Raw genomic sequence first — 15,762 nt, 5'->3', positions numbered from 1 at the left:
GTCGCCGCTGGGCTCGTCGCATCGGTCTCGGGCGGCTACGTCGCTGGGAACCAGGTCACTGATTCAATTGAGGGGCGGCAACGGCAGGCCTGGGACTTGGCTCCGGAGGACGAGGTCGATGGAGCCGTGGCTGATGACCTACGTGTCGTAGTCGACCAGGCCGGGGCGAGTGTCTGGTTGGCGGGCGAGGTCTACGACGAATCAGGCCAGCCGCACGAGTTGATGGTTCTCCTTGAAGCCGACGATGAACCTGGCACCTTCAGCGGCCGACTCGACTCGACGCGTACGCAGATGCCCTATCAGGAGTTCCGCCTGCTCTTCGTCGCTGGAGATCGACCGGCGGCCATCGAAGCGAGCGAGCAACCAGACTCCGTCGTGCTCACCTTGATCGGCGAGGCTGGCGAAGATTCTCGCGTATTCCGAGTCGTCGCGACGGAATCGCATCGCAGCGATAGTGAATCGAATGTCGGCGAGGTGGCCGCCGCAGTCGCCGGCACGGCAGGACTTGTGGTGGCAAACACGATACCTGGTGACGCGGTCTGGCGCATGGGTGACGACGGCGTCGAGCTCGCCGATCGGGTAACGGGCGCCCGGCATACGCAGCTGGATGACTCCGGCGGCGACACCGCATACGCCGCCGATGGACGGTTGCTGCGGGTGCAGCGGCTGAGTGACGGTACGGTCGCATTCCTGCCAGGGCAGGGAGTGTGGCCGGACGGCAGGACACACCATAGTGCCGATACCGTGCTGATAGCCGAAGCGCGCCACGTCGGCTTGGGCAGCGACGACCTCGACGCTGCCGCACGGGAGCTCGACCGCCGGACCGAACAGGACCAGGTCGACGGAGTCAGCTCCGCCGCTCGTTGGGATGCCGACGCGCTCGCCGCCTACCGCGCGGAGCTGCGGTCCCGTGAACTTCTGCGGAGCTGGGCGGCCGTACAGCTGTCATCCAGCGATGGTGCCTCGCCGCCTGTCGGTCTTGGCGATGGCCAAGCCCGCTGGACCGAAACCACATCGGGCCGCGAACTCCGTTGGTATCCGGACTCGAGTTCGGCCGAGGGTGGCATCCTGCTGTGGCGGGAGGGCGATGGCGGCATGCTGGCCTCGTTCGAACAACGAGGCCAGACTCGGCACCTGATCCGGCTGCCACTGGCGCACCTGTTGCGTGCGGAGCTTGAACATCAGTGGATCGAGCTGTCCTCGACCGAAGCCACGCTGTTCCGCGACAGCGAGCTGCCGTCGAATGCCCGCCTGCGGTATGTCGAACCCGAATACGAGCATGCTCCGTTCTCGGAAGAAATCGATGACGAACGGGCCGCCGAGTTGCTGTCCGGGCAGCGCGCCGACATCGCGCATGGCAGTGCGGTAGGCACCGAACGGTCCGCATCGGATCAGGATGCGACCGGGTTCTGGGGCTCGCTTGTTAGTCCAGTGCGCCGGTCGGCTGCCCTGCTGCGGAACCTGCGCGTAACCAGGGATCCACTCGAGGGGGTTGATCTCGGTTCCGAGTGGAGCCGGACCCGCGCAAGCGGAGGCGACCTGCACGGCCTGACGCTTTCCGGTGAAGATGGTGAGCCCGTGCGGCTCCCCTGGTCGCAGGTTGCGCGCGTGGATTCGGCCCTGCGTGCGGCCGGAGTACCGGCGCTGCGTAGCGACCAGCCAAGTTCGCGATGGCTTGTGGACGGTGTTCCCGGAGGTGTCGGTCACGACCCGAACCTGGTCCGGCAACTGTTCGACCGCCATCCCGATCTACGAGTGCTGGTGCTGGCCAGCGACAAACTCGTGTCCGGCGCCAGGCCTGGCAGCAGAGCGGCGCGGGCCGGCTTGGATACGAACGTTCATGTCGGAACCGCGGATGCGCCCGGGTATTGGCGCGCTTTCGTGCGGGTCGGGGACAACAACGAGATTGTGGCCGTATCGCTTCGCCCCGAAGGACCTGTTGGTCAACCTGCTGGGTGGGACGCCCTGGACCGACTCGCCGACCTGGCGGGGCGGCAGCCGGTACGTGACGCGCGCGCTCCGATCATGGATCGCCTGTTGGAACTGTCGCGGGCAACTCGCACTGACCATCTCGATACCGACACCCCCGATACCAACACCAGAGGAGTCGACCCGGACGGCTTGGCCAGCCTGCTTGCCGAAACACCGGAAATCGGGTTTCCCCACCCATGGTCGGGGTGGGCGAACCCGCTGCGCGCGTTCGCGGCCGAACAGCTCGGGCTTCCGACTGCCGAGCTATCCGTCGAACGGTTCGTGCACCATGGATCCCGTAGTACCACGATGTTCCTGATCACGCACGCGAGCGGCGTTCGCTGGCTAGCACGTATATACGAGTCGCCTGCGGGTTTCGCTCGGCATCTGTCCGGAACTGACTTCCTGCGGAGCGTTCCTTTCGAACAGGTCCGAATCCCCGCCGTCGTTGCGGCGGGACAGGTCGCCGTGGAAGGCGACCCGACGGGTGTCATTCTCATGGAATTCGGTGTTGGACGCTCCCTTGACGAGATTGTGACCTCAGGTGGTCGTCAGCATGAGCAGCGCCGAGCGGTCCAGCTGCATGCGCGTGCCCTTGCCGAGCTTCACCTACGCACACTGCACCCTGCAACACCACTCGGGCCAGGCAAGCGAGTCCTCGACACCAAGCGCGATCAGATTCCACCCCAGGGCCCTGCCGGATCCCAATGGCTCGAACGCGCTTTGGAGCGCTCGAAAGAACTCGTTGAACTGTCGCGGAACATAGGCCGGCTCGACCTTATCGATGGACGGGTATCCACAGAGCTGGCAGAACTGCTCGATGTGGCACGAGAAGCGAGCATGCGCTGGGTTGCTGTTCGCCACGGCGACCCGCATGCGGGCAATCTCCTTACACACCAGCATACCGAGCTGGTGACGCTGGTCGACCCGGAGAGTTTGCACTACTACATCGACAAACGAGGCCGGCCACTGCGACCGGGTACCAGCTACGGCAATGTCACCGCCTACCAGAAGTCCTTGCCGTTGTCGCAAGCTGGTCACCTGCGCGACTACTTTGTCGCGGAGTACGAAAAGGCGGTACGAACCTTCCCGTACACAGGTATTCTCAAGGTTCGGGCTATCCACGACGCGCTTGACAAACTCGGTGAGGCAATCGACGGGGTGGTCGCGGGCGGTGACCGAGTCGCGCAGTGGGAAGAGCTGGCGGCAGCGCGGGCACACACCTTGCGCGTCCTGCTCGGCCTTGAACGACCCGTCCTGCCGGACGCCACGCCTCCTGCCAGTGGCCAAGAGACCTTGCGCAGCCAGTCGTACGGCCATATCGATGGTGGCGCGGGAGACGGCGAATCCCGGCCGCCTCGGCGTCGGCGAAAAGGGACCGCGCCGAAGCCCGCACGGACCGGGCAGCGGGACCCCATCCTTCAACCGGTAGTGCTATCTGAATCTGAGCAAGCATCGGGCCGTGACTCGTATCCACGAGAAGACCTACCAGTCTTGGGCGAAGACACGGTGAGCCTCGAGGACGCCGACTGGCTCGCCGGTAGCCTTCCCGCCGCCGTGGCCGCTAATATCGAGGCCTTCGGCGAAGATTCTTCACCGTCGGCGAAACCAGATCGGCGTCAACGCCCATTTGGGACAGATCCCGACGACACAGACAGCCTGTTGTCACCGAAGTTCGACCGTCCCGGTTTCACTCACCTACGGTCGACTCTTGCTGAGAAGCTGGGCGAGATCGCCGTTCAGCATGCCGCTGTCGTCTACTCCGGACGGGCTCGGGCTCTGCCAGATGGCCAACGGCTTGAACCGGTCGAGCTGCCAGAAGGTGGCAATGGACGGTTCGATCTCATCCGCCGCAGGGTCGACGCCTCGGGAACCGTTGTCGGCTACCTGGTGGGAGAGGCCAAAGGACCAAAGCTGGCGACTCATACGCACGATGACAAACCGAGCCTCAACCAGAGAAAGGGTGTTCGGGAGAAGCGTAGTTACAAACAGGGAACGCCTATCTATACCGAATCCGTCTTGGAAGAGATGGAGGCCCGTGGCGGACCTGAGGCGGAACTCGCGCGTGAGCTGCGGCGAGCGTGGCTTCGCGGTGAGCTCATCTATCTGCTCGTGGAGGCGCAAGTCACCCCGCGTGACAAGGCGGTCGGCTACGAGCGGGACAGCGCCAGCGTGCACTACCAGCGGCGCGCGGATGGCCCGGACAGCGAGGTGGCCGAGGACCGGCAGTGGACCGATCCGGTAAACCCGCAATTTCGAACGACTGCTCCGCGCTACGAAGGATTCCGCGCCTGGGCATTCGGTATTGACGCGATTCCGGCACACACGATGGCCGTGGCCGGCATTGACGTCCTGATGGACACTTTGGGGCTGCCGGAATCCACTCGGGAACATGTTCGAGAGACAGTGGTAAGTCTGGTGCACAGCCGGGTTGAGCTGACGGTGGCCGGGTTGACTGAACTGTACGGTGGCACAGACAAGATCCCGGAGCATGTGAGGGCCGTGGTGGGTGACGGCACAACCACCGCGCTTCTGGAACCGGTATCGGGCCGCATGGCGGTCAAGCCAGGCGCGAAGCGGATTGAGATCGCGATGGCTGCGCTGCACGAGGCGGTTCACGTGCTACAGCGTGATCTGCTGGGAGAGGTTCCGGAACGTCAGGCCAGCGCCCGCGATATAGCCCTGCTTGAGGCTCAGGCGAAGGATGTTGAGCGGCGGTTCGTGCAGGAGGTATTGAGCGAACTACCGGCCGAGTCATTGCCTTCGGCGGTGCGTTCCATCCGGGACGACCGCAATCCCGACGGTAGTCGTGTGTGGACCAAAGAAATGGTCCAAGCTGACGCGGCGATCAACGTACACCCGCCCGGTTCGCCGTTCGTGGAAGCCGCGTTGTCCGCCGACCAACCGCAAGCACAACCGTCCAGCACCGCCGTCGAACAGGCGTATGTGCGCGGAAACTTTGACGTGTTACTTCGCGGCAGCGAGCTGTTCCCAACACCCTATGGCCTCGACCCACTGTCGAATGCCTATCGGAAGTGGCAAGCCGCGCGAACCCAGACGCTGGTGGATCTCGCTGAGATCATTGGCTATACGCCTGAGCTAAACGAACTTGGCCAGCAGTATCTGCTGGTCGCCGCCGAGCCCGCTGCGGCCCGTCGGCTGGATCTCGAAGGGAACCTCGGCTGGCTCGGATCGCAGGGCAACTCGATATGGCTCGGCCCTGGGGCGTTCACCTCAGCTGAGGTGCTTGCCGGGGAACTCGGGCATTGGTTGGCACTGTCGCAGGCGGTCCGAACCGGAGCTGCCGAACCCGAACAGGTCGCGGCGGCCGCTAGGCAAGAGGCCGTTGCACGGTTCCGGCAGTGGGAACAGCGCAACCCCGGGAGTGCCAGTGTGCCGGCCGCGCACCGATTTGGTGATCCGACGAGAGCGCTGCCGGATTCGGGCGGCGTTGCATGGAAGGCGAATACGGACCTACGACGCTTCTTGATGTCGCTACCGAGCGATGCTGACTTCATCGATTTCAGGGGTCAAGCAGATAACACCACGATTCCCGCGTCATCGCGTCTCGTGATCGTTGATGATGGTCGGCTTATCAATGGTGGCGCTGTAAGCGCACGACAGTTCGCCGACGAATTGGGCGGTGCCGCTCCGGAATTGTCCAGGCGGCGTATCTTCTGGTCCCTGCCCAACGGAATTAGCGAGAGTTCGGCACGGTTCCTGCAGACGGTCGCCGACACGCTTGGCCAGAGCGTGGCCACCGAGGGATTGCTGTTCCTGCCTGGCACGTCAGTTCCGGTGGACTTCAACCACAAGACGGAGTATGACGCCACCAAACTGCTCCACGAGCAAAGCACACAGCCGAATGTCACGACCGGCTATCCGCTTGAGGTCTCCGATCTCGAGTCGATCGCGGAAGATATCGGAACCTGGCCGAAAGTTGAGCAACCTGACGGCGACGACCCGGACTTCACGCGTCGCCAGGTCATCACGGCGTTGGCAGGAGTTGGCCTCGCGGTCGGCGGTGTGGCGGCCGGAGGGACGGCACTGGAACATGCGCAGGAGCGGCCAAGCGAACCGAAGGATTGGCAGTTCGAGTCGGCGGACAGCAACGACCGGGCCTGGTTCCTGACACACCGCGATGGCGGTGCGGCCGCAGGTGGCACGTTGTACAGCGCCGATGGCGGCCAGCTTGAGTGGCGGGCCGATGAGTTGACCCTCACGGACGGGAACTACCACGGCGTGCTGACCTGGACCGAACCGAGCGGGCCACTCGGCGGTGACCCGGCGTTGCAAGCAGCGAACACCGTGACCGTCGAGTTGTACGCCGGACAGGAGCGCGTTGACGGGCGAAGTGCCGAACCAACCACCATGGTCGTCACGGTGCGCGGTGACGACACACTGCACAGCAGCGGCATGGAACTCAGCCAAGATCCGCAGCACGCCAGTGCTGACCCCGAGAAAGCCCCGGTGTCCGTGGCCGCCGCGGCCGCAGGCGGGGCCTTCGCGGCAGGACAGTTCGGGTCCAGCCGGGCCGACAATGTCCCGACGACGCCCAACGCCGCCGTCAGTGCGGTCATCGAGCATGCGAACACGTTCTTCGCCACCGAAGCCGCTAGGGCCGGGTCGACGATCCGGGACGCGAATGTCACCGCTGACGTAGAGCTGTCCGACCGTCTCAATGCGACGGTCACGTTCGCCGACGGGGCCACCGGGCGGATCCAGCTCGTCGTACTTGACGATACCCACCCTGAGGTTCTGCACTGGCAGGTAACCACCGAAACAGGCACTCCACCCACCAGTAGTGTGCTATTGCGCCGTACCGAATCGCTGCTGGTGTCGGCCGCATTGCGCACAGCCGTTCGCGAACTTGGCGAACAATTGAGCACCAGCTCACCAGAATCTGGCGAACCAGACGCCGCGGTTACTCCGGAGCAGCAGGTTGTAGCCGACGACGCGGTATTGCGATGGGAGCCAGCAAAGGAAGACGTGGCCGGTTCCGGGCCTGCACATCACCTGGGGCCGAATGTCCAATCGGCTGACCTGCCGAGGCACCTTGCGGAACAACTTGTCCATCTAAGACACGCTGTCGATTCCGCGCGGCAGCCTGCTTTCTCCCGATATGACGAGGTAATTCGGATCCTGGATAAAGCCAATGAGCTAGTTCAGGAACTGGTGCAGTATGGCGGGGCCGAGTCGAGTGGACTGAAGGCGCGGCGGTCAGTTGCGCGTGCGAGCAGTTTGCTGGTCGAGCTTAGCGATCATGTGAACGCAGTCTATGGGATCGTGCGTGAGCAAAACGTGGAGCTGTCGTCGGTAAGTGTTGATCCGCTTGGTCCGGAAGTATTGCGGCGGATCGTCGTTGATCAAGTCGATGTGTTGGCGCTTGGCCTTTTCCGGCATTTTCAACCGGATGTAGGTTCTCGCGAGCTTCAAGTCGCCGCTGATGCGCAAGACACGGGAAGTTCGTTGTGGGATCTGGTCGGTGATCGCCGATACCTGGAGACGAGCGTCCACGGCATATACGCGCGGCTGCAGGCAATCCATTCGATCATGGGAGAAGGCGACAGCGCGAGCGCCAGCCTGCTCGATGAGGAGGCTCGTCTTGACCCGATCCCGGAGATGGAACTACCGGAGTTCGGCGGTCCACTACTGGCGACACTGAGTACGGTCAAGGGCGCCGCGAGCCACTGGTGGTCGCGGCTCGCGCAGCGGGATCAAGAGACGATCCAATCGTTCTTGGCCCAAGGAGCGTCCGCTACTGACTTTGCCAGCTACTGGTACAACAACTATGCTGCATATCGCTCGCTATGGGCAGGGAATCCGCCGGTGGTTGATCCGGACGCGGAAAGAATGCTGCGCGAGGCAGGACGGATCATTGATGATGCGGATCCGCTACCGGAGCAGGTAACGGTTTATCGGGGGATGACCGTGCGCAGCGAGCAGTTTGTGCGGTCATATCTGCATCCCGGTACGGTCGTTTCGTCGGATAGTGTGGTCGAATTCGGTTCGCGTGCGACCGGAATGATTGATTTCGCGTCCTACGACTTGCGTACGGCCAAGGTGTTCGCGGCCGGAAAGACAAGAGGGGCAACCCACGCGGACATCCCGGTTCTATGGCGAATCGACACTCGCCGAGGTGCGCCGATCAGCGTAATGCGTAACACGTCGGCCGAGCTGGCCGAGCATCTGCTGGCGCCGGGCGAGTCGATGGTAATCCGGTCGGTCCGGTCGACCATCATTAATGGACAGAACGGATTCGTCGTACATGCGGTCGGGTCGAGTGTGTGGGATGAGAAACCTGGGTCGCCGGAGCCGCCTGTTTCTGCGCCGTCTGCCGACGATAGCGGTGAGCAGCATCCGGAGAATCCGCAGACAGTGGAAGCGGAAACCGATCACGTCGAGCGCAGAACAGACGTCGCTGAAGTAGCCCCTGAACCACAACTGCCGCGGATCGTTTACGGCGAGGGCCTGGATGACACGCCTGCCGGGATCCCATTGCGGGAAGGCTTCATTCTTGGTGGGCCGATGGGCGAGATTCCATACGCGGCTGAGATTGCCGAGAAGTTCGGTCTGTCGGCGCAAGACGTCAATCGTCAGCTGCATGCACAGTGGCGCGAAGTGCTCAGCGCCGATGGTGGTTGGTTGCGGTTTGGCGAGCCGAACGGGCCCAAGAAGTGGTACTGGGTTCGGTTGGATCTGCGCGAACCGGTCAAGGGTTGGTCTCGGGTAAACCCGCATGAGCAGATGCATGGTCATATGCCGCAACGTGGCCATGCGGATTTCGCTGGTAGGCAGGATGAGTCGAAGTTGGCGGGCAGCAGCCAGGTCGAGGAACTGCTGCCCGTCCCCTTTGGTGCGGAGCGTGGCATCCGGCGCTGGATGGCGCAGCAACAGCATGGCCAGGGCTATGCCGAGGTGGATACCGCGGTGGTGGACAACCGAGGTAAGGCTGTTCCGTTCGACGCGCTGGTGTCGTTGTCGGTCGCGGAGTTCGATCCGATGGCACTCGCCCAGGCGACGGTGAACGGCGAAGTCAGTGGACTTGGCGAGGTTCACGAGTTTTCCTCGCGTACGCAGGATGGTGATCAACGACTGGTCGTTGCCGTACCCCAGACATATCTGGACCGGGTCACCGAATCCGCCCGGCAAGAGGTGCCGGAAGCGCAACGACATTTGCATCACGTGCATGTCGTGGATCTGGCTGGCCAGGACGAGCTTTTCCGTGCGGTGATGGCGGGGCTGCCGGCACGGCTGGACAAGTCGGTACCTGACCTGCGGGAACAAGTATGGACGCACATCCTGACGTTGCGCGGTAACCTGCGAGCCGCGGTCAACACGCCGTACGGCCATCGGTTCCCGATCGTGCAAAGTGGGAAAACCGTCGCGACGGCACATATCGATACGAAGCTCCTGTCGGAGGCGGCTACCTTCGTCGGATCCACCAAACTCGATGATCATCTGGAGCAGGTCGGCGTTGCGTTCAACAACAGTGCCGCGAACACGACCTTCGGGCAGGAAGCCACTAGCGGTTTCAATGCCGACATTCCATTCCGGGCGCTCGCCGCCCAACTCGGCATCGAGCTCGGCGCGAACGTCACCAGGGCTTCGGCGGCCACCAGCGGGATCGCGGTGGAGACTCGCGGTATCCACGTCAAGGTGGACAGGGGATACGGCCCCGTGCATCAGATGCCTGCTGAACACCGGGTGCGGGTATTCGACGCGGACGGCACGATCGTTTCCGACGAGCCGGACCCGATCGTCGGGGACGTGACGCTGAAATCCCGTGAGGCGGACGCATGGGAATACGGCCTGCCGGTGGACAGTGCCGCGGTGGGCCCGGATGGTCAGCTGGTCCGTGGCGTGCCACGTAAGGATCCGGACGCCGAGGACAAACCGTTTCCTGAGTACCTGGAAGGCCATGGTTCCGGCGTCTCCACGGTTCGGAAGTTCACCGTGGAGCCGAACGCGAGGCAACCGGTAAGGTTGAACAGCGGCGACCGCGCCGCCGCGATTCAGGAGGCACTGCTCGATCTTCTCGGGCCTGGCCATGGGTTCGTGCCTACCGCAGGGTTCGAAATAGACGGTGATCCCGCTCGGGCGATCGTGGATGATCCGGAGTTCTGGTCGAACGTCACGGACTGGCAGCTGATGAACGCCATGATCATCATGCGGCATATCAACGCCACCGCGTTCGAAGGTCGCTATGATCAGTTGATCCAGGACGGTATCCGCTTCGAGCTGGTCCGCCCCAATCCGCTGAATCCGAAGGACCTCGAAATCGTCGAAGTGGTCCTGACCGGTGAGCAACTGACCGGCGAGGCCGAATACCTGGGCGAGATGGATGGTCGGGCCGTTGTAGAACTGGATATCGACAGCAGCGGGGTTACGTCCACCCGGTCGGGCAGTCGGACCCTGAGCTGGACCGCGAAAGCGAAGCGTAGCGATGCGGAGGAGCTCGCTCAGGGCTACGAACGAGGTGGCAGCAGGGGAACGTCCGCCTCGCTGGACACGGCGGGTCGCGGCAATGAGGTGCACCTGTTCGAGCAGCCAGCCGGCCCCGTGTGGCGGGTTCCGTTGGTGCTGCGGCTCGAGGTGCGTGACAGCTCCGGCGACACTGTCGACAAGAAGAAGTTCGACGGATCCACGGAGGTGTACCTACCCAGGGACTTCGCGCATTCCGGGCAACCGGTCACGCTGCACGACAAGGAAACCCCGTTCGAGCCGTTCGCCGGTAATGACGCGGTCGCCACCTCGCTGGACGTGCGCGGCATGTGGGCCGCGTTGAACCGCCTGGTGCCGGAGTTCACGAAACCAGGAGCGTCCAGCCGGTCGCCGCTGGCGGCGATGGCGAGCACGCCCTACCTGCGTGCAAAACTGAAAGAGGTATTGGACGGCGGCATTCGCAACGACCAGCTGTTCGAAGCGGGCTTCGGGTTATCGAAACGACGAGAAGTCACGATCAACGCCACCCAGGGGGAGACCCAACTGCTCGGCGCGGTAGACGATAGCGTCACCGGCCACTTCATGTTCCGGATGGCCTCGGTATTTTCCGGGCTGACCAAAAACGCGTCCAAGACGCACACGATTCCCGGTGATCTGACCGGAACTCGCAGTATCGGACGGACGCTGAACTCGGTGTTCGGGCAGATCTTCGGGCTGGAGCAATTGCCCCTCAGCTTCGAGCGGCGATTCCACTTCCGCACCAAGTTGCACTTCACACTGGAAGCGACCAATACTCGAACCAACAAAGCGATCGAGCCAGAAAAGCTGGATGGCTGGGTAACCCGAGTGCTGTCCGAATCGGCGGTGCTGGAGCACTACGGTCAGGGGACGTTGAACTTCCCGGCGAACGAGGTCACCAACTCGCTGCGGCGGTGGCTGAACGGCGAGTTCGAACTGAACCGGATCGTGGTGTCGCGGGCCGTGGCTCGGCTCGCTCACGAAGACGAGACGGGCCAAGCCGTATCGCGAGAGCTCTTGGTCGCCGCGCATGCGCAGTACGAGGCGGAGGCCGTGCCGCTCGCGAGCGACACCACTGACGCGGGGATCCTTGCTGAATTGTCGCGTCTGGTCGTCGAGTACCCGGAGGCACCGGCCGAGCAGCGTAACCGGTTCCTGCCGGAGTACCTCGGCAGATCGTGGTCGCTGGGCGGCAGCCGCGCCGTGCGGTTCCTGAACCTGGTCCGCCCGGAAGGACATGAGCGGGTACGCGCCAACGAGGTTCTGCGTGACCTGGCTGAGCAGGCCATGCCCGGCCTGTTGCGGCGGATCCCCGGACTACGCCGGGGGCTGGATACCTTGAGCGCGGCTACTCGCCTCTGGGGTCCACTGACCAGCATGGTCGCCGGGGAGCACTTGCTGTGGCGTGGTGAGGCTCCGATCGGTCCACGCTGGTTCGCGTTGACCGAGCAGGTCGAGATCGTCGCCAAGGTACGCACACTTGGCTCGACCACGATCACCGGACACCAGACCAAACGGGGGACCGAGGATCAGAACTACGCCTACCGGGAAACCACGGATTCCGTGGGCCACAACCGGAGCGTGGGTGCATCGACAGGTGCCGAGCCAGCGGTCGCCGGGACCAGCCTCGGCGAAGGAACGGTCTCCACCGGTCGAGGGCATGACACGACAGTTATGCGCAATGAGCAGACCACGACGATCGTCACGCAGGTGAACTGGAGCGGTGCCTACGATACGGAAACTCCGGTGGAAATCACCTTCGAGATCCGGCGCGGCCCCGTACCCGGACGGTCCTTGCGGCGACTGTCGGTGAACAACACCCTGGTCGGTCTCGCGCGAGCAGTCCAGTTGCGCGGCCGGTACCAGTCGGAAGTGGAGCTGCTCAGTGGGGTACTCGGTCTGCAGGTCCCGGATGCGCTGGTCACCGAGGAACCACTCGACAAGCCAGAATGGCTGAACTACCGGCGTATCGGCGGGATTCCCTACCGGATCGGCCCGGATGCGCTGGATGTCGCCGAGCTGGAAGAGGCCGCGAAGCGAGAACTGGCCGCGCTCCTGCCCGAGGCGCAAGCCCATGAACTCGGCGGTGCGGTGAACGTGTCCTACTCGGCCGACGCCTTGCCCACCAAGCTCTACCAACTGTCCCGCCCGGACGGTCACCCGGTGTTGTCGGTCAACCTGCCATCGCGACCTGGTAAGTCTGTCGAGCAGACCGTCCGCTTCGAGTTCTCCGGTGTGAGCGTGCTCGCCGAACGGGCCGAAGGCCACGGGATCGGCGGCATCAACCGGCAGATGAGCATCGCCAAGAACAAGCACGGTCGGGTGCGGCAGCTCCCGCTCTCCGGTGAGCACGGCCTACCGCTGGAGCACATACCCGCGGATACCGAGGGGTACGGCGCGAAGGTCGGCATGGGAGCGCAGGCCAACCGAGCGGCCGAGTCCTGGGGCGGCGCGCGACGGGAACACACCGCCAAGGAGACCGGCCCCGTCGTCGATGTCTACGCCACCTATCACGCCAGCATCAACACCGAGATCTACCTGCGGAGTCTGGATCGGCATGCGGCCAGCACCGAGCCACGGCTAATCCAGCAACGGTTCACCAATAACGCGGCCAAGGGACGCGCACATTTCCGGGTATACGAACGGGATCTGCCGGAGTTCCTAGACCTTCTCGAACAGGTGCCGCCCTGGGACCGCGACAGCGTCCTTGGCCTAGCCGAGCTTGACGCCGGCCAGATCGCCAGCATGCTGCGGCGTCGCGAACAGGCTGCCCCGAGCTTCGACCTCGAACAGCTGGTCGACGGGGCTGTCGCGGACGGGACGTTCGACGCGGACTGGCCACAGCGCGGCCTCGCGTTCACGGCACGCGAGCAGCTATCGGAAGAAACGAAAACGGCCCTGGCGAACCAGCGCGAAGCCGGCGCGCAGCTGCTGACACTGCACAGCGACCCACTGCCCGCGCGTATTCGGGAACAGGCTGCCCTCGCCGAACGTATCGACCAAGCACTAGCACCATTGGCGACCCGGGCTGCGGCGCTAGCACGCGAGGGCGCCAGCGACGAGCAAGACCGGCGTAAGCTCGCAGACGCTGCGGACACCGTGGTGCAAGCCATGACGGTGACTGACCAGATCCGGCGTAGCGGCCGACCGGTACTCGCCGCCCGTGAGCGACTGCGGGAAGCCGAACAGCAATGGCGTACCTCCATCGACGCGGCCCATGCCGACGCCCGCGATGGCCACGGCACGCTAGATGAACTGCTTGACGCAGTGCGCCGCATACACGGCCAGGAGCTATCCGAAGCGCGCGAACGATTCGACCGGGACTACGGCGACTGGCAACACGCAACCGCGCGCATCGGCGAGATACTCGCCGATGCGGTGCACGGTTACCAGCTGCTTACCGAGGTCGCCGGCGCCCAGGAGCGTGCACTGGCCGAACCATTGCAAGAACTGATCACGTATCGACCGGCACACGATCTGGACGTGCTACAAACCGCGCGTGGCATGGCGAGTTGGCTGGACGCGGAAATCGCCCTGCGCATCACCGATGTGGACGGTGCCGAACTCGCATACCGCATCGCACCAGACGGCGGCGTCTACCTAGACAACACCGACCGCGGTCTCGCGGACAACCTCGGCTCCCTAGTCCGGCCAGCAACCGAAGGCGCCGCGGACGCAGCGCGATCGGATCTGCTTGCCATCGCGGCCGACCGCCGGCTGGACCTGACCGAACTGCACGAGCGCGCCGTCTCTTTCGGCAAGCCCATGGAGCTGGTGATCGCCGATGTACGCAACGATGCGGTCGCCCGGGCCGCCCTGCACGGCGTCGATGTAGACGCGGTCATCAACGATGTCGAACGCGGACACCGGTCAGCCGAGACCCGGCACACCGCACTGACGGAGGAGGCGGACGCGCGAGCAAGGGAGGCCCGCACCTGGCTACCGCAGTGGCACGCCGCACTCGCCGAAACCCAACCAACCGAGCAACAACTCACCCAAGCGATGCTCGCCGGGCTCGACCTGCCCGCGCTGTTCCGGGACGCGAACGCGGCCGGAAGCTCGCCCGAGGGACTGAACACCGCGTTCCGAACACTGCTCAGCAGCGCCGAGCTTTCGGCCCCGAGGGACGAGATCGCCGAAGCCGCCGCGTTGTACGACTTCGCCAGCTCCGAACGTGACCTCGCCAAGTTCCGTCGGTTGCTGGGCGACGCCGGAGTGTTCGTGCACCTGTCCAAAACGGACGCTGCGGCACTGCTGCGCAATCTCGCACTTGACCTCCTAATCTGGCGCGGTCTCGGTTCCCCCGACCAGCGACGACTGGTATTGGAGGCGGTGCCAGAGGTGCTCACTGCGGCCGTGCTCGCCCGCGCACCGCGGGAGAGCACCCTGCCGCTGATCACCGAACCACCAAGGTTGTCCGAACTATCGGACGGCGAGCGGCGTGCGGTCGAGGAGGGTACGGAATACCTCACGCGGGTGCACTATCACGGCATGCCGATGGAGCACGCCTATCGAGGCCCGCAACCAATCACGCCGGACGATCGTGGGCGGCTACGGATGGCGCTACTGCGCGGTGGGATGTCCCACGGCGCGTGGGTCGCCGCGTTGTTGCCCGACTCGGAGGTCGCCCCAGGTTCAGTGTCCCAGCGCGATATCGACAACTTTGCCGTCGCCGATCTGGTTGAACTACCGCTTCAGCCGAGCCCGACCGCGCAGGACACGGCGGGTAGCACTGAACTCGAGTCGCTCCCGGCCATCAAGGCGATTCGAGACGCCGCCCGTGCCGGCTCGGATCTGAGTGCAGTCCTTGGCAAAACCCCTGCGGACAAACCGGAAACTCGGGCACGGCTCAGCCAAACCGCCGTTGACCACACCGTCGAGGAGCTGCGAACCAGGCAGGTCGAGGCAGCGGAATTCAGTCGCGCGCTGGCCGATGTCCTGCGACCGGGTGATATCGACCGGATCGTACAGAACCTTGGTCAGCTGGATGTGCGCCAACTATGGCGAACCGCCACGGCCGAGGGGCAGGACTTCGGCTTGTTGCTTCGTACCCAATTGGATCGGGCCGACCAATCCGAGCCTCCTTCGTTGGAGGCCGCGGCGAACGCGTTCGGATTCGCAACCACTGAGATCACCCGCTTCCGCGAACTGCTGCGCGAAGGCGGTCTGGATCGCGAGCTGAATTCCGCCGATCTGACTGGTCTGCGGCAAGTCGCGGCGCTGCTTGCCGCGCGGCAAGGGCTGTGGACCGCGCGGCAACGACGCCAGTTGCTCCTCGCCGATTCGCGCGGAGTAGTGGACACAGTTCGGTACGCCCCCTTGGGTACC

1 protein-coding gene (cut by both window edges) is annotated in these 15,762 nt (G+C 64.2%); it reads left to right on the top strand.

All 15,762 nt of this window come from inside a single coding sequence — locus EV191_RS13120, hypothetical protein, on the top strand. Of the gene's 71,463 coding nucleotides, 33,642 precede the window and 22,059 follow it; the stretch shown corresponds to coding positions 33,643-49,404, spanning codon 11,215 (complete) through codon 16,468 (complete); the first complete codon in view begins at position 1. The start codon and the stop codon both lie outside this window.

It is taken from the genome of Tamaricihabitans halophyticus (genome assembly GCF_004340875.1).
Classification (GTDB): Bacteria; Actinomycetota; Actinomycetes; order Mycobacteriales; family Pseudonocardiaceae; genus Tamaricihabitans; species Tamaricihabitans halophyticus.
This window is presented reverse-complemented; position numbering and strand designations above follow the sequence as displayed.